At 63.5% G+C, this 16117-nt stretch carries 12 protein-coding genes; 5 read left to right on the plus strand and 7 right to left on the minus strand.

The annotated features are described in order from the left end of the window. Positions 1–639 precede the first annotated feature (639 nt). Positions 640–1677 carry an L-glyceraldehyde 3-phosphate reductase gene (gene mgrA / locus FEZ61_RS04510; protein ID WP_173147469.1) on the plus strand — a complete coding sequence of 346 codons (1038 nt, stop codon included), beginning with the start codon at positions 640–642 and terminating at the stop codon, positions 1675–1677. 93 nt (positions 1678–1770) lie between these two features. Here the strand turns inward: mgrA and FEZ61_RS04515 are convergent, their stop codons facing one another. Next, positions 1771–2685, minus strand: coding sequence for an AraC family transcriptional regulator (locus FEZ61_RS04515; RefSeq protein WP_173147471.1), 915 nt, complete (start codon positions 2683–2685; stop codon positions 1771–1773). 248 nt (positions 2686–2933) lie between these two features. Between FEZ61_RS04515 and FEZ61_RS04520 the strand changes: the two genes are divergently transcribed. Both FEZ61_RS04520 and FEZ61_RS04525 read left to right on the plus strand, forming a co-directional pair. After that, on the plus strand, positions 2934–4241 hold the full coding sequence (locus tag FEZ61_RS04520) for a sugar ABC transporter substrate-binding protein (protein WP_173147473.1): 1308 nt from the start codon (positions 2934–2936) through the stop codon (positions 4239–4241). Positions 4242–4308: 67 nt separating this feature from the next. Further along, positions 4309–5082, plus strand: a complete 774-nt coding sequence (locus tag FEZ61_RS04525) for an L-iditol 2-dehydrogenase (protein WP_093251047.1) — start codon at positions 4309–4311, stop codon at positions 5080–5082. 11 nt (positions 5083–5093) lie between these two features. Here FEZ61_RS04525 and FEZ61_RS04530 read toward each other — a convergent pair whose 3' ends face one another. The 5 genes from FEZ61_RS04530 to FEZ61_RS04550 all read right to left on the minus strand — a co-directional run bounded on the left by FEZ61_RS04530 (position 5094) and on the right by FEZ61_RS04550 (position 10565). Then, the gene (locus tag FEZ61_RS04530; RefSeq protein ID WP_093251050.1) at positions 5094–5687 is read right to left on the minus strand and encodes a DUF1349 domain-containing protein; all 594 of its coding nucleotides are present in this window, start codon (positions 5685–5687) and stop codon (positions 5094–5096) included. A 79-nt stretch (positions 5688–5766) separates the two neighbouring features. Further along, the gene (locus FEZ61_RS04535) at positions 5767–6258 is read right to left on the minus strand and encodes a DUF2269 domain-containing protein (RefSeq protein WP_093251054.1); all 492 of its coding nucleotides are present in this window, start codon (positions 6256–6258) and stop codon (positions 5767–5769) included. Continuing rightward, entirely contained in the window at positions 6255–7355 is a 1101-nt protein-coding gene (locus FEZ61_RS04540) for a saccharopine dehydrogenase NADP-binding domain-containing protein (protein ID WP_173147475.1), read from the minus strand. The genes FEZ61_RS04535 and FEZ61_RS04540 overlap by 4 nt, the downstream gene beginning before the upstream one ends. 593 nt (positions 7356–7948) lie before the next feature. Further along, a complete protein-coding gene (locus FEZ61_RS04545; protein ID WP_173147477.1) occupies positions 7949–8893 on the minus strand; it encodes a DNA replication terminus site-binding protein in 945 nt (314 codons plus the stop codon). 94 nt (positions 8894–8987) lie between these two features. Next, positions 8988–10565 carry an alkaline phosphatase D family protein gene (locus FEZ61_RS04550; RefSeq protein WP_173147479.1) on the minus strand — a complete coding sequence of 526 codons (1578 nt, stop codon included), beginning with the start codon at positions 10563–10565 and terminating at the stop codon, positions 8988–8990. Between the two features lie 204 nt (positions 10566–10769). On the opposite strand from FEZ61_RS04550, the gene FEZ61_RS04555 reads away from it, so the two are divergent. Both FEZ61_RS04555 and FEZ61_RS04560 read left to right on the plus strand, forming a co-directional pair. Beyond that, positions 10770–12038 (plus strand): 3-phosphoshikimate 1-carboxyvinyltransferase, encoded by a 1269-nt coding sequence (locus FEZ61_RS04555; RefSeq protein WP_173147481.1) that lies wholly within the window; start codon positions 10770–10772, stop codon positions 12036–12038. A gap of 91 nt (positions 12039–12129) precedes the next feature. Then, positions 12130–15201 (plus strand): hybrid sensor histidine kinase/response regulator, encoded by a 3072-nt coding sequence (locus FEZ61_RS04560; RefSeq protein ID WP_017640221.1) that lies wholly within the window; start codon positions 12130–12132, stop codon positions 15199–15201. Here FEZ61_RS04560 and FEZ61_RS04565 read toward each other — a convergent pair. Beyond that, complete coding sequence (locus FEZ61_RS04565; protein ID WP_017640222.1) at positions 15164–16078, minus strand: helix-turn-helix domain-containing protein; 915 nt, start codon at positions 16076–16078, stop codon at positions 15164–15166. The genes FEZ61_RS04560 and FEZ61_RS04565 overlap by 38 nt on opposite strands. Between the last annotated feature and the right edge of the window lie 39 nt (positions 16079–16117).

The following is a 16117-nucleotide window of genomic DNA, read 5'->3' on the forward strand; positions in this document are numbered from 1 at the left end:
GCGCGGTCGGTAACAGGCGCGTCTTCAGGATCGTCGCTGAACGACCTTTAGCAGAAACGCTGAGCAGCGATGCGTGCGGGTGACACTGGATGCCGGCGAGAAATTGTTCTGCAGCCGTGTACAGGTCCAGCGGTGCAAGCCAAAGACGGTTTTGTTCGCGCAGCGAAGATTCGTCACAAGCAGCAATCGCTGCAGTTAAAAACAAGCTGGTCGACGATGCCAGGGTAGGGAAGTCGAAGCCGAGCCTGGTCTGGCAGTAAGGGAGAAAGGCAGTGGGCTAATTGGATGGCAAAGGGCAATGACCAGCACCTGTCCATATCCAATTTAACATAATATACATTATGCGAAGTTATGGTTATGGAGTGCTGCATCGAGTGGCTGCCTTTTCACGTTGGCTGCTTTCTTCCATTTCCTGCGATCTGGTCATTTTGCCTGGCATTACGGCTTCGGGCATTCAGATCGCCGCTGCCACACCTGTACCGCAAATTCCGCAGCGCCCGTTTGTACAAGACGCCGTCGACAGCTTTAATCGGATGGCGTCCTTTCCCGGAGCTCTTTCTGGTTGTCGCGCCTCTGCCTGTGTCACCACGCGCGAATGTCCTGGGTTTCCAACACGTATTCCATCCCGAGGAATTTTGCATGGCTTATCAAGCCGCTTCCGATCGTTATGACCGTATTCCTTACCGCCGCGTGGGTCGCAGCGGTCTCGTGCTCCCGGCGTTGTCGCTGGGCCTCTGGCACAACTTTGGCGATACCACGCCGCTGGATCGTCAGCGCGCCTTGCTGCGCACCGCCTTCGATCTGGGCATCAATCACTTCGACCTGGCCAATAACTACGGGCCGCCCTATGGCAGCGCCGAGATCAATTTCGGTCGGTTGCTGCGTGAAGACTTCGCCGCCTATCGCGACGAGCTCATCATCTCCAGCAAGGCCGGCTGGGACATGTGGCCCGGGCCCTATGGCCAAGGTGGCGGCTCGCGCAAATACGTGCTGGCCAGCCTGGACCAGAGCCTCAAGCGCCTGGGCCTGGATTACGTCGACATCTTCTATTCGCACCGCTTCGACGAACACACGCCGCTGGAAGAAACCGCCAGTGCCCTGGCCACCGCGGTCCAGCAAGGCAAGGCGCTCTATATCGGCATCAGCTCCTATTCGGGGACCAAGACCCGGGAAATGGCCAAGCTGCTGGCCGACTGGAAGATCCCGCTGCTGATCCATCAGCCGGCCTACAACCTGCTCAATCGCTGGATCGAAAAGGATCTGCTGGATGCGACGGAGGAAATCGGCAGTGGCGTGATCGCCTTTACGCCATTGGCCCAGGGCTTGCTGACCGACAAGTACCTCAATGGCGTTCCGGCCGAAGCCCGGGTCAATCAGCCCGGTGGCCAGTCGCTGCAGCAAGGCCATCTGTCCGCCGAGAACCTGGCCCGGGTCCGCGTCCTGGATGCCATCGCCAAGCGCCGCGGCCAGAGCCTGGCGCAGCTGGCCCTGGCCTGGACCCTGCGCGATCCGCGCATCACCAGCGCCCTGATCGGTGCCAGTCGGCCCGAACAGATCGTGGAAAACGTGGCGGCGCTGGACAACCTGAGCTTTACCGCCGAGGAACTGGCCGAGATCGACACCCATGCGGTCGAAGGCGACATCAACCTCTGGGCCAAGCCGTCCAGCGCGGAATAAGCCTGTGTTCGGCGTATCTGGCGCTCCGGGGCCAGGTACGCCTACCTCTATAAAAGCCCGACCGGTCCAGGGCACAACCACCCTCGCCCGCCCTCACCCATTCGGCTGCTGACGCAGGGTTCCGATCTGCTCCTGTCGATACTGACTGGGCGTCCGTCCGGTCTCGTTACGGAAATGCCGGTTGAAATTGGACAGATTGGAATAGCCGACCTCGAAACAGATGGCGGCGATGGACAATTCCGCCTGCAGCAGCAGCCGACAGGCCCGCTGGATGCGCAGCTTGCGCGCCAGTTCGATGAAACCGTGGCCGGTGACCTTCTTAAAGAAACGCGAAAAACCCGCCTCGCTCATGCCGACGCGCCTGGCGATCACTGGCAGCCGGATATCCTCGGTGAGTTCGCTCAGCAGATAGTCGAAGGCCTGATGCACCCGGGCGGAACTGCGGGCATCCAGCGCCGGCGCATAACAGGCACTGGCCAGGACGAGCCTTTCGGTTTCCGGTGCCCGGGACAGCAAGCCCAGCAAGGCGAACAGCCTGAGTAGCCGCTCGGCGCCGTGGGCCTGGCCGATCGCCTCGATCAAGGCCGCCGCCTGCCGAGCCGTGTCGCCGGTGAACTCCAGCCCGCGGCGGGCCTGTTCCAGCAACGGCAGATAATCGCCCAGCTCCGGCGCCACGGCGCTCAGCGAGCGCAACAATTCGCCGTTGAACTGGATGACCACGTCACGGCCGGCGATCACCTCGCCGGGTGGCAGATCACCGATCCAGTCATGCGGCAGATCCGGCCCGATCATGGCCACATGACCTGCCGCAAAGGGCCCGACATAGTCGCCGGCCAGCAGCCGGCCGCTGCCCTGGCGGATCAGGTGGATCTCGTATTCGGGGTGATGATTCCAGCGCGCCAAGGCGTAGGGATAGTCGTGCTCGTACCAGCGAAAGCTCTGGTCGGGCGCGGCAAGGATCACTTCCAGCTCTGCCGGTCGCGCCTCGAGGAAGGCGGTCGCCTTCATGATGTACCTCTGCTTGTTCTTGTAGGCCCGCACAGACCAGCCTGGCTATCGATGCTTTTTTGACCTCGATGCGCTCGGCGATCCAGGTCAAAAATGTATCGGCAACTGGTCAATGCCAGGTTAGCCAGCGGCTTGGCCCTGCTGTTGTAATCCTCTCCAGCTGCGCTGTCGAGATCAGATTTATATCGGCGGCCCGCCATTCATAACAACAACAAGCTGCCCGTCGTGGCAGTCACGGAGAGAAGAAGATGAAGCGCCCTATCGCCTTGCTGCTGTTGGCCGGTCTCGGGTTGACCGGTGTTGCCCAGGCCGTCGAATCGGTCACCGTTGCCACCGTCAACAACAGCGACATGGTGCGCATGCAGCGGCTGTCCCAGGTCTTCGAAAAACAGCATCCCGATATCAAGCTCAACTGGGTGGTGCTCGAGGAAAACGTGCTGCGGCAGCGGCTGACCACCGACATCACCACCGGTGGCGGCCAATTCGATGTCCTGACCATCGGCACCTACGAAACCCCGCTCTGGGGGGCCAAGAACTGGCTGGAGCCGCTCGACAACCTGCCTGCCAGCTATGACGTCGAAGACATCTTCCCGGCGGTCCGCCAGGGACTGTCGGTCAACAACCATCTCTATGCCCTGCCGTTCTATGGCGAAAGCACCGTCACCTACTACCGCAAGGACCTGTTCAAGGCCGCCGGCCTGCAGATGCCCGACAAGCCGACCTGGTCGCAACTCGCCGCGTTCGCCAGCCAGCTCAACCAGCCGGACAAGGAGCAATACGGTCTCTGCCTGAGGGGCAAGGCCGGCTGGGGGGAAAACGTCGCGCTGCTCAGCCTGATGGGCAACGCCTTCGGCGCGCGCTGGTTCGACGAGCAATGGCACCCCGAACTGACCAGTCCCGAGTGGACGGCAGCGGCCAACTTCTACGTCGACAACATGAAGAAGTACGGGCCGCCCGGGGCTTCCAGCAACGGTTTCAACGAGAACCTGGCGCTGTTCAACAGCGGCAAGTGCGCGCTCTGGGTGGATGCCAGCGTCGCCGGCTCCTTCACCACCGACAAGGGCCAGAGCAAGGTGGTCGATGAGGTCGGCTTCGCCGCCTCGCCCCACGAGGTCACCGACAAGGGCTCCTCCTGGCTGTACGCCTGGTCGCTGGCGATCCCGGCGAGCGCCAAGCACAAGGAGGCGGCCAAGACCTTCATCACCTGGGCGACTTCCAAGGAATACATCCAACTGGTGGCCGACCAGGACGGCATCTCCAACGTCCCGCCGGGCACTCGCCAGTCCACCTACAGCCAGGCCTACCTGAGCGCTGCGCCCTTCGCCAAGATCACCCTGGAGATGATGCAGCACGCCGACCCGGCCCATCCCTCGGCCAAGCCGGTGCCCTATGTCGGCATCCAGTACGTGACCATTCCCGAGTTCCAGGCCATCGGCACCTCGGTCGGCAAGCTGTTCTCCGCCGCCCTCACCGGCCAGATGAGCGTCGAGCAGGCCCTTAACGCGGCCCAGACCTCGACGACCCGCGAAATGAAACGCGCGGGCTATCTCAAGTAACGTCCCTTTATCCAGGACATGATCGCGCACTGCACCGCGCGGTCAGTCTCTCGATTGGAGCCAGACCATGAACAGACTGCAAGGAAAGAGCGCGCTGATCACCGGCGCCGCACGCGGTATCGGCAAGGCCTTCGCCCGGGCCTACCTAAAAGAAGGCGCGACGGTGGCCATCGCCGACATCAATATCGAAAGAGCCCGCGAAACGGCCGAGGAACTGGGCGAGCGCGCCTATGCCCTGGCCATGGACGTCACCGACCAGGCCTCCATCGACACGGCCATCTCCCAAGTGGTCGCTACCGCTGGCAAGCTCGACATCCTGGTCAACAACGCCGCTTTGTTCGACCTGGCACCCATCGTCGAGATCTCGCGGGAAAGCTATGACCGGCTGTTCGCCATCAACGTGGCCGGTCCCCTGTTCACCCTGCAAGCCGCTGCCCGGCAGATGATCGCCCAGGGTCATGGCGGCAAGATCATCAACATGGCCAGTCAGGCCGGGCGTCGTGGCGAAGCACTGGTTGCGGTCTATTGCGCGACCAAGGCGGCGGTGATCAGCCTGACCCAGTCGGCCGGCCTCGACCTCATCAAGCACCGCATCAACGTCAATGCCATCGCCCCGGGCGTGGTCGATGGTGAGCATTGGGAAGGCGTGGACGCCCTCTTCGCCCACTACGAGCAGCGACCGCTCGGCGAGAAGAAGCGCCTGGTCGGCGAAGCCGTGCCCTACGGCCGCATGGGAACCGCCGAGGACCTGGTCGGCATGGCGCTGTTCCTGGCGTCCAGTGACAGCGACTTCGTGGTGGCCCAGACCTACAACGTCGACGGCGGCAACTGGATGAGCTGATCGCCGCTCGGTCAGCTTAGGTCGTGCAGTTCCTTGACGATCGCCGGCCCTATCTGGAGGTCGGCAAAGCTGACCTCCAAGCCCTCGCGCTGCGGCGAGCAGCAATAGGGGCCAACTCGTAGGTCCGCACCCTCTTCGCTGGCGAATCGACACAGCCGCAACAGCGGCCAACTCAGGCCATCCAGGGAATACTGCAGGCGCAGCACCTCGCCATGCAGCGTCATGCGCAGCCAGAAGCCGCGGACGGCATCGGGCATCGGCCCCAGGGCCCAGTCGGAATGCCCCAGGGTGAGGACACTGCCTAGATGGGCGATGCCATCGTTGATCTCCAGGCCCGTCTTGCACCAGCGATCGCTACCCTGCCGTACCATCAGGCCAGCCTGATCGTACAGCTCGGTGAAGGTCCCGGTGATCCGTACCTGCACGGTGAAATCCGCACCGGCCGCATAACCGCGGAAATGCCCGCTGTCACGCTCGAAGCCGTATTGGGTCTTCTGCCAGAAGTCGGTTTCGCTATCGGTACTGATGTGCAGCAGACCATCCGTATCGGACCAGTGAGTCGGTTCGTTCAGCCACTGGGCAGGCAAGGTCTTCGCAAGGCTCATGGACAGGTATCCGCGGCTGATGGGCTGCGCACACGATAGATCAAGGACGCGGGATGCGCCAAACTCGGACCGTGAATCCCTAGCGATACAACGCCAGCAGCTGATGGGGATAGAGCTTGGTGACCATCATCAGCAGGATGACGAACATCCCGAGGAAGCCGGCGACACCCATCCAGAACCAGAGTCTGTAGGCTCGCTGAAAATCCGGGCCAAGCGCCTCGCCGCGCTCCGAGGCTTGCCGTGCAAGCTTCAGCATTCGCCCCTGCAGCCAGAGCACCGGCAACCAGAGCGCTCCTACGGCGAAAAATACCAGGAGTGAGCCGAATACCCAGCCGGAGGATGCCGACAATCCCATCAGCGTGACCAATGCGATGCCTGTGCCCAACTGCAGAAAGCCGGCGGGTGTGGTGATCCAGGTATCGAAGAACACCACCATGCGTGCGACCTGGGCAATGACCTGAGGTATACGACTGCGTGTGGCAGCGATCAGATAAAGGTAGGAGCCCATGCCGAATCCGAACAGGAACACCGCGGCCAGGATATGCAGGTACTTCAGTACCAGATAGGTCATCGCGACCACTCCGTGACCGTGATGAACGAAGGCCCTATCGCCTCCAGATACTCCTGCAGATCTATTTCGCCCACACAGACGCGAGCGCCTGGCGTGGGCTGGAAGCCTGTTGCCATCTTGCAAGCCAAGGCAATGGCTGCACAGCAGGGTATCTGCGGGCCCTTGTCGTGCGTAGCCAGAAGCTCCCAACGGTAGCGCGATGGTTGCTCACCTTTGACACCGCCCAGCTCCAGATAGAAGGCGCTTTTACCGTTGCCAAAAGCCTCAAACCGGCGGCCCAGGCGATGCAGCCTGCTGGCGATGCCATCAGGTCGGCTGATGAGTCCACTCCGTATGGCGCGTGCCAACAGATGATTGGCGAAGGTGCCCAAGGCGAGACCTGGACCGGCCTTGAAGCAGACGTCACGAAGACCATAGCGCTCTGGAAATACCGCCATGTCAGGCACATCCACGTTGGCCACGAGACGCCGACCACGCATGCCTGTTATGGATACCCACTGCAGGCCATACCAGCCAGGCACCTGCTCCAGCCGTCCATTGCGTTGCTGGGGAACGGGACGTCCGGCATAGCTGAGTACGCCCTGGACGGTGGAAAGCCCGGGCATCTTGGCAGAGGACGTGATGCCGTAGCGCAGGCTGTGCGCGCGAAAATCGCCACCTGCCTTCGCGAGAAAAGCCTCAATGACGGCGGCGGACAGCGTAGGAACGGAGCTGCAGCCACTGAGCACAGCCACGCCGCGAGACCTTGCGGACTCGTCGAGCTGGGTGATACCCGCCACGAATTCCCGTGCATCGGATAGATCACAGTAATGCGCGCCTGCGGCTATGCAGGCCCTGGCCACCGCATAGTCCTGCCCTTGAAAAGGCCCCGCAGTGTGAATGACGAGTCCGACCTGGAACGCGCTTAGCGCTTTGGCGAAGTCAGCGCCGAGCACATCGCCCTGCCAAAATCGGGTGCCTAGTTCCTGCGCCAACTGGGCTATCTGCGCTCCGCGCCCTGCGAGCACAAGCTCGATCCCGTCCACTCGCGCCAGACGGCGGCTGATGATGGAGCCGAAATTTCCATACGCTCCCACTACCATCACGTTCAAACTCACCAGTACCGCTCCCCTTTCCAGCCAAGCCGTGTCGTCAGCCTCTCTGGCGACGCCCTTCCTGTGAGCATAGGCCAACAAGGACGGGAGCACCGGCCAAGGGCAACGCTTTCTCAGGACGGGGGGATGGGCTTAAGGCAGGCGGGGCTAGATGTGGCTGCTTGACGTCTTGCAAGTGGTATTAGAGCGTTTTGGCAGGCATGAAAAAAGGGAGCCCTAAGGCTCCCCTGTTCAAGTACGTCTGCTGTCCTCTTGTTCTTGTTGTCGGACGTCAACGTCATCGATCTTTGGTACGCCCCACCAAGGAGGTGGGAAGTGAACAGATTACTTTGGTCGCTCTGGCGAGTTCCAAAATGATCGGTTCGCGAGCCTTGGCCGTCTTGTTCTTGTTGTGGGCGGTTAGCGGCGCATCTTGTTGTTCTTGTGCCAGTAATAAAGCACTCGCCGTGCCAACATTCATAAACCATTGAAATTGCTAGGTTTAATAGATTCGGGCTTGGCGTTCACGCAGTTGTTGCAGAGGATTTCGTTACCTTTTCACTCGGCGGCGAAGGATCTGGTTACGACATTCATCTCCTCGGTAACGCCACTGACCCTCAGCGACTGTAGGTCGAGCGCTTGAGGGTCGCCTCGTTGTTGCGCTGGGCGGCGGGACGTTCCGGATTGTCGGTGGGCAGGTAGAGCAGCCGCGTGGCCAGGACCTCACGACGCGGCTTGATGTCGGGTCGCAGCGCGCCGCGCTGGGTACGGTCGAAATCGCGCAGATCGACGACCTGCATGCCGTCCTCGGCCGGTACCACGAAGACCGGCAGGTTCGCGTGGATCATGGCGTCATAACGGCTTTCCTCACCGAACCAGAGCATCGCCCGTGGATGCGGGGCAATCTTCTTGTGCCGGACCAGGATGTCGTCATCCGCCATGCGATTGAGCGCCTGGTGTTCCTGCCATTCCGGGGTGCGATCCAGGGCGATTCGCTCGCGGTCGGCGCGCGCCATGGCCAGGGTTTTCAGTTGTTCCCGTACCTTGGACACCTTTACCCGCTCTCCTCCGGCGGTATGACCGGCCCAGGTAAAGGTCAGCTGGCGGACCGGATCGGGAAAGCCGTGCACCTTGCGGATCAACTGCTTGGTATTGAAGGCCCCTCCCAGCGCCTTGCGCATGATGCGCGGTCGCGCCTCGGGCGCCAGTTCCAGCTCCAGACGCGTCTGCTCGATGGCGGCACTGAAGGCCGCCTTGCAGCTATTGATGGCCAGGATCTCCTCCATCAACGGCTCGGCCAGCGCGATATAGCCTGGCAAGCGACTGACGGTGCCTGGTGCCTGCCCTGGCTGCAGGTGGAAAGCCAGCAAGGCGTCGCGGGTGAGCTCCACCGCGGCGCTGCCCTCGAAAGCCTCCACGGCGATGTGATCCGGCACTCGCTGCTGCGCCAACAAAGGCAGTCGCCAGACCCGGGCGGCTATCACCTTGCCGGGCCAGCGCTCGTTGAAGGTCGCGATGCTCAGTTTGAGATCTTCGAACGCGTTCTTGATGTCTTCGTGCATGGCCAACTCCAACCTGATAACTACCAGATTGTAGCATTTACAAGAACTTGGGCCTCTTCTTGATAGCTGTGCAGAGGGTTATCATGAAATTCTTCTACGCTACAGGGGTGGTATTGCTATTCAGGGGCTGCAGTTTCTGGGTAAATTGCGAACGACCATCCTGATCCCTGAGGGTGACCTGCAATTCCGCGGTCGTGCCGTCGATCTCGACCTCGCCGAAGAACTGAAAGCCACTAAGGGGTGACGTATTGGCCTGGGGAGGTGCCTTGTGGAACACCACCTCGGGGCCGAAGGTGGCATCCAGCGGGTTGGGACCGAAGCTGCCGGCATTGAGGGGCCCTGCCACGAACTCCCAGAAGGGCTCGAAATCCTGGAACGCCGCCCGGTCCGGGTGATAGTGATGCGCGGCGCAGTAATGCACGTCCGCCGTGAGCCAGACGGTATTGCGAATCCCCTGCCGCGCGATGAAGCGCAACAGGTCGGCCGTTTCCAGCTCGCGCCCCTTGGGGGCTCCGGGATCGCCATTGGCGATGGCCTCCCAGCGCGCCTGGCCCTGCGCATCCTTGCCGTCCGGGACCTGCAGCCCGATGGGCATATCGGCCGCGATGACTTTCCAGGTCGCCCTGGACGCCTGCAACTCCTTCTTCAGCCAGTCGAGTTGCTCCTGACCGAGGAAGGCACCCTGACCGCCCTCCTCGTCACCCAGGTTCCTGTCATTGCCGGCACGATAGCTGCGCATGTCCAGCACGAAGACATCCAGCAAGGGGCCGTAGGCGATGCGGCGGTAGATGCGCCCTGCCCCGTCTGCCGAGACGCCGCGCATGGGTGCGTACTCCAGAAAGGCCTGGCGCGCCCTACCACTCAGGACAGTGATGTCCTTGACCTGGTAGCGCTCGTCCAGCGTCTTGCTCGGCGACCAGTTGTTGGTGGTCTCGTGGTCGTCCCACTGCCATACCTGGGGCACCTCGGCATTAAATCTCTTCAGGTGAGTGTCCATCAGGTTGTAGCGATAGTTGCCGCGGAATTCGTCCAGGGTTTCCGCGACCTTGCTCTTGGCCTCGGTGGTGAGGTTGCGCCAGATGCGTCCCTCTTCCACCGTCAATTGCGCCGGAACGGGGCCGTCCGCATAGATGGTGTCGCCGCTGTGCAGAAAGAAATCCGGGCGCCGCTCGCGCATGGCGTTGTAGATGCGCATGCCGCCGATGTCAGGGTTGATGCCAAAGCCCTGGCCAACGGTGTCACCACCCCAGACGAAGCGGATGTCGCCGCGCTGGCTGGGGGCCGAGCGCAAGTGGCCGATGATGGGCTCGCTGAGCGCACCGCTGTCCAGGTCCTCGAAGCGCACCCGGTAGAAGATATGTTGATCGGCGGGCAGCCCTGCCAGATCGATACGGGCGGTGTAGTCCTGGGCGGCCGTGGTGATCGGCCTCGCCGCTTTGCGTAGCGTGCGAAAGCTTTCCTGGGTATCCCACTCCACCAGTAGCCGCGCCGGGCGATCCGTACGACTCCAGATCAGTGCCCGGCCCTCGGTGACATCACCCGCCTGGACACCATCGGGTATGCCCGGGCGCCCTGCCGGTGCGGCCCAGGTCCGCTGGCCCAGGGCCGGTAACAGCAGCGTGGCTCCCAGGCCTTGCAGAACACGACGACGATCGGGACGAATAAGGGACATGGTGGCGGCCTCTGGCGGAAAACCGTTAGCACTACCCCGCCTTGATGACTTGTTCGTGATATAGGAGGTATCAGGCAAGCCTGATCAGCCCTATAGGGGTGGTATTAATAAATGGACACTTTGGTCTGGGAGGCCTGAAATGGCATCATGGCGGCCTTGTTACGATCCGCCGTTTCGGCCGTCGCGAAGTTGCTTGGAGCCCCCATGTCCGCCAGACCCTACATCACCGTTACCCCGCCCAACGTCGCGCTGCATGGTCGGATCGCCCCACCCGGCTCCAAGTCCATCACCAACCGCGCCTTGCTGCTGGCGGCTCTGGCCAAGGGCACCAGTCGCCTGACCGGCGCGCTCAAGAGCGATGACACCCGCCACATGTCCGAGGCCCTGCGGCAGATGGGTGTCACCGTGGACGAGCCCGATGCCACCACCTTCGTGGTGACCAGCTCCGGGCTCCTGCAGCAACCGGCCGCACCGCTGTTTCTCGGCAATGCCGGCACTGCGGTGCGCTTTCTGACCGCCGCGGTCGCCACCGTCGATGGCGCCGTCACCCTCACCGGCGATGCCTATATGCAGAAGCGGCCCATCGGTCCCCTGCTGGAAACCCTGAGCGCCAACGGCATCCAGGTCGAGGCCCCTAGCGGCTGCCCGCCCGTGACCGTCACGGGTCAGGGACGTCTCACCGCTCGCCGCTTCGAGGTGGATGCCGGGCTTTCCAGCCAATACGTCTCGGCGCTGCTGATGCTGGCAGCGCTGGGCAGCGAACCGGTGGATGTCGCCTTGCGCGGCAGCGACATCGGTGCCCGCGGTTATGTGGACCTGACCGTCGAGGCGATGCGTGCCTTCGGTGCCCAGGTCGAGCAACTGGACGCCGCCACCTGGCGGGTGGCCCCGACCGGCTATGTCGCCCGCGATTACTTCATCGAGCCGGACGCTTCCGCCGCCACCTATCTCTGGGCGGCCCAGGCCCTGACCGGGGGCGCCATCGACCTGGGCGTGGCCGATGACGCCTTTACCCAGCCCGATGCCAAGGCCCATGACCATATCGCCGCCTTCCCCCGGCTGCCGGCGGTCATCGACGGTTCGCAGATGCAGGACGCCATCCCTACCCTGGCGGTGCTGGCCGCCTTCAACGAGACGCCCGTGCGCTTCGTAGGCCTGGCCAACCTGCGGGTCAAGGAATGCGACCGGGTCGCGGCGTTGCACGATGGCCTGAACGCCATTCGTGCCGGGCTCGCCAGCGTCGAGGGCGATGACCTGCTGGTGGCGGCGGATCCCGCCCTGGCCGGCACCCGGACCGATGCCGTGATCGAGACCCATGCCGACCACCGGATCGCCATGTGCTTCGCCCTCGCAGGCCTGAAGATAGCCGGTATCCGCATCCTGGACCCCGAATGCGTCGGCAAGACCTATCCTGAGTACTGGAATGCCCTGCGTAGTTTGAACATCCAGTTGAGCGAGGGTATCGAAGCCTAGGCTTTGTCTGAAAAGTGCCTGCGCTCGGCGACTTTTCAGCAAGCCCCAGGAAACGCTCGCCACACGCCCGCTCGCTGAATGGAATCCCCGCATGCCGATCTCTCTGCTCGAACAGCAGGCGCTCCTGCAGTTGACCTCCCATGCCCTGGTCATCACCGACCGCCAGGGCTGCATCGAGCGCTGGAATCGGGGGGCCGAGCTGCTGTGTGGCTGGTCAGCCGGCGAAGCCCAGGGTCAGCGCTTCATCGAGCTGCTGACGGCGGGCCGCGATGCCGCCTTCCTGACCACCGCTCAGCACCAGGCTCTAATTGACGAGCATGGCCAGGGCGCGGGTTGGATCACGGTTCAGGGCGGCACGCCGCGCTGGGTGGAAATCGCCACCACGGCGCTGAAGGACGCCGAAGACACGCTCGGCTTCGTGCACGTCCTGCAGGATCGCACCGAACAACTGGTGGCCGAAGAGCGGGTGCGGCTGGCCCAGGAGGTCGGCCGGGTCGGCACCTTCGAACTGTTGCCGGGGGAAGCCCGGCTGCTGGTGTCCTCGGGCTTTTGCCAGCTCTGGGGCCTCCCGGTTCGACGTAGCTATTCCCTCGACGAACTGGTCCGGCAACTGCATCCCGACGATGTCGCCAGCCTGCGGACCCTCACCGCGACGCCGGGCGACGACGCTCTGGACTATCTCGAATACCGCATCCGCCGCGCCGATACCGGCGAAGAACGCTGGCTCGGTCGGCGCGGCCAGTTGATGGCCAGCCACGGCAGTGATCGCTACCTGGGCGTGTGCTATGACATCACCGAACGCAAGCTCAACGAAGCTGCCATCACCGAGCGTGATATCTGGCTGCAGGAGCTGTACCACGGCATGCGCGAGGGCTTCTACATGGCCCAGGCGATCCGCGATGCCAGTGGCCGAATGGAGGATTTCCGCTTCCTGGAGGTCAATCCGGTCTTCGCCACCCTGACGGGCATTCCCTTGGATCAGGTCCTGGGGCGGACCCTGCGTGCCTCCCTGCCGCAACTGGAAGCCGATCTGCTGCCCGCCTACATCGACTTCATGAATGGCGATGCGGAGTTCATCCAGTTCGACATCCTGCTGCACCTGCAGCATGAACACTGGTACGAGGTGCGCGCCCACAAGCTGCCAGGCGATCGCTTCGCGGTGCTGTTCATCGACATCAGCGGCCATCGCCGCCAGGCCCAGGAGCTGGCCCGCAACGAGGCGCAGCTGCGCGCCATCATCAACTCCATCGACCAGATGGTCTGGGCCACGCGACCCGACGGCCACCACTTCTATTTCAACGATCGCTGGTACGAGTTCACCGGGGTGCCGGAAGGCTCCACGGAGGGCGAAGGCTGGGCGAACGTCTTTCATCCCGACGACCAGGAACGGACCTGGAAGGTCTGGCATCACAGCCTCAGCACCGGCGAGCCCTACCATATCGAATACCGCCTGCGGCACCGCTCGGGGCGCTATCGCTGGGTGCTCGGCCGCGCCCAGCCGGTGCGTGACGCCAAGGGGCGCATCGAACAGTGGTTCGGCACCTGCACCGACATCCAGAGCATCGTCGATGCGCGAGAGGTCCTCACCCGTTCGCGCCAGGAGCTGGAACAGCAGATCGAGCTGCGCACCCGCGAACGCGATCGGATGTGGCGTATCAGCCATGACCTGATGGTGATCTGCCGGGCCGATGGCGAGGTGAAGACCGTGAACAGCGCCGCCGCCCGCCTGCTGGGACGGCGGGAGACCGATCTGGCCAGCGTCCAGCTCACCGAACTGATCCATCCCGACGATCAGCGCCAGGTCTTCGATACCCTGCGCTGCCTGGGCCGCCAGCAGGGCTCGGCGGGCCTCAGGGCGCGGGTGCGTGCCCGCGATGGCAGCTATCGCATCCTCGACTGGACGGCCAGCGCCGAGGACGATCTCATCTACGCTGTGGGGCGTGACGTCACCGAGCAGCAGGAGCTGCAGGAGCAACTGCGCCAGGCGCAGAAGATGGAGGCGGTGGGCCAGCTCACCGGCGGCATCGCGCACGATTTCAACAATCTGCTCACTGGCATTATGGGCAGTCTCGACATGCTGCAGCGGCAGCAGAAAGCCGGGCGCCAGGACAAGTTCGACCAGTATTTGCATTCGGCGCTGACCTCCGCCCAACGCGCGGCTGCCCTCACCCAGCGCCTGCTGGCCTTTTCCCGGCGCCAGGCACTCGATCTGCAGCCCATCCATGTCAACGACTGCGTGCGTTCCATGGAGGAGCTGCTGCTGCGCAGTCTGCGCGGTGACATCGTGCTGGAGCTCGATCTGGATGGGGGTCTCTGGCAGGCATTGACCGATGGGCACCAGCTGGAAAACGCCCTGCTCAACCTGGTCATCAATGCCCGCGATGCCCTGCCCCATGGCGGCAACATCCGCATCGAAACCCACAATGTCTATCTGACCGACAGCGGCAACGGCCTGGATGCCGTGAGCGCGGGCGACTACGTGGCGCTGCTGGTGGCGGACAACGGTACCGGAATGCCGCCCGAGGTCATGGCGCGGGCCTTCGACCCCTTTTTCACCACTAAGCCCATTGGCCAGGGCACCGGTCTCGGGCTGTCGATGATCTATGGCTATGCCAAGCAGTCCAAGGGTCATGTCCGCCTCGACTCCCTGCCGGGCCAGGGCACTACCGTAGGCCTCTATCTGCCCCGCTACCTGGGCGCCGATGTCGAGCCACCCCGGCTGGCCGCTCCCACGGTCACGGCCCAGGGCGCGGGCAAGACGGTACTCGTGGTGGAAGACGAGCCCGTGGTCCGGCAGATGGTGGTGGACCTGCTCAGGGAGCTGGGCTACGCGACCCTGCAGGCCGAAGACGCCCGCGGCGCCCTGCCGCTGCTGGAAAGCGGGCGGCCCATCGACCTGCTGCTGTCCGATGTCGGCTTGCCGGGCATGAATGGCCGCCAGTTGGCCGAGATCGCGCGGCAGCGCCGGCCTGGCCTCAAGGTGCTGTTCGCCACCGGCTATGCCGAAGGGGCGCACCTGGAAGGCTATCTCGACCCCGGCATGACCCTGATCACCAAGCCCTTCAATCTCGACGCCCTGGCCGCACGTGTCGGCGAAACTCTGGCGGCAGCCGATAGCCTGGCCGTCAGCGCTGCGGCTGATCCGCGAGACGCCGATAGTTGAGCGGACTCTGGCCGGTGCCACGGCGGAAGAACCGGGCGAAGTAGGCCGGATCGGCAAAGCCCAGGGCGTCGGCGATCTCGCCTACCGATGCCTGGGTGTAGGTCAGGGTGCGGCGCGCCTCCAGCAGCAGGCGCTGGTGCACGATGGCCAGCGCCGAGGCGCCGGCCAGCTGCCGGCAGAGGCCATTCAGGTGCACTCCCGAGATCCCGAGCGCCGCCGCGTAGCGCCCCAGGCTCCAGTGCTCGCGATAATGCTGCTCCACCAGCGCCAGGAAGCGTCCCAGGTGTTGTTCGGCGCGCCGTGGCAGGGTCGCGCCCTGTTCCTGGCGATGCTGCCGCAGCAGCCAGATCGCCAGGCTGTCGAGCAAGGCTTCGAGTACCACCTCACGCCCCGGCTTGTGCCCTTCGTACTCGGCGACGAGCTGGCCGACCAACTGATCGATCCAGGTGGCATCCGGCCCGGTCAGGGCCAGGCACTCGGCCCCGAGGAACAGCCCCTGCCCGGCTCTCTGGCAGCGCTGCTTCAGGCGCTCCAGCTGGGGCACCGGCAGGGTGATCACGAAGCCCTCCACCGAGGGCTCGAATTCGAAGGCATGCACGCACAGCACCGGCAGCACCACCAGCAGCGGTCCGCGCCTTTCTCCCTGCCAGTCTTCCAGTTGCAGACGCACCCCGCCCTGGCGCACATAGAGCAGTTGCGCGAGATCCGCATGGCGATGGGTTTCGATATGCCAGGCATGCAGCCGACTGCGGCTCTCGATGGTTTCGCAGTGCAGCAGGTCCGGCGCCGGCCAGGCCTGGGCCTCGCCATACAGCTTGAAGATGGGTGGCAAGGCAGTGGTCATCGACAGTCCCTGGGCGATAGCCGCACGAATCATTGAAAAGTACCAGAAAGTATCGGAAAGGTCGCTGCCGAT

It is taken from the genome of Pseudomonas sp. MS15a(2019) (genome assembly GCF_013277805.1).
In the GTDB taxonomy this organism is placed as follows: domain Bacteria; phylum Pseudomonadota; class Gammaproteobacteria; order Pseudomonadales; family Pseudomonadaceae; genus Chryseomonas; species Chryseomonas benzopyrenica.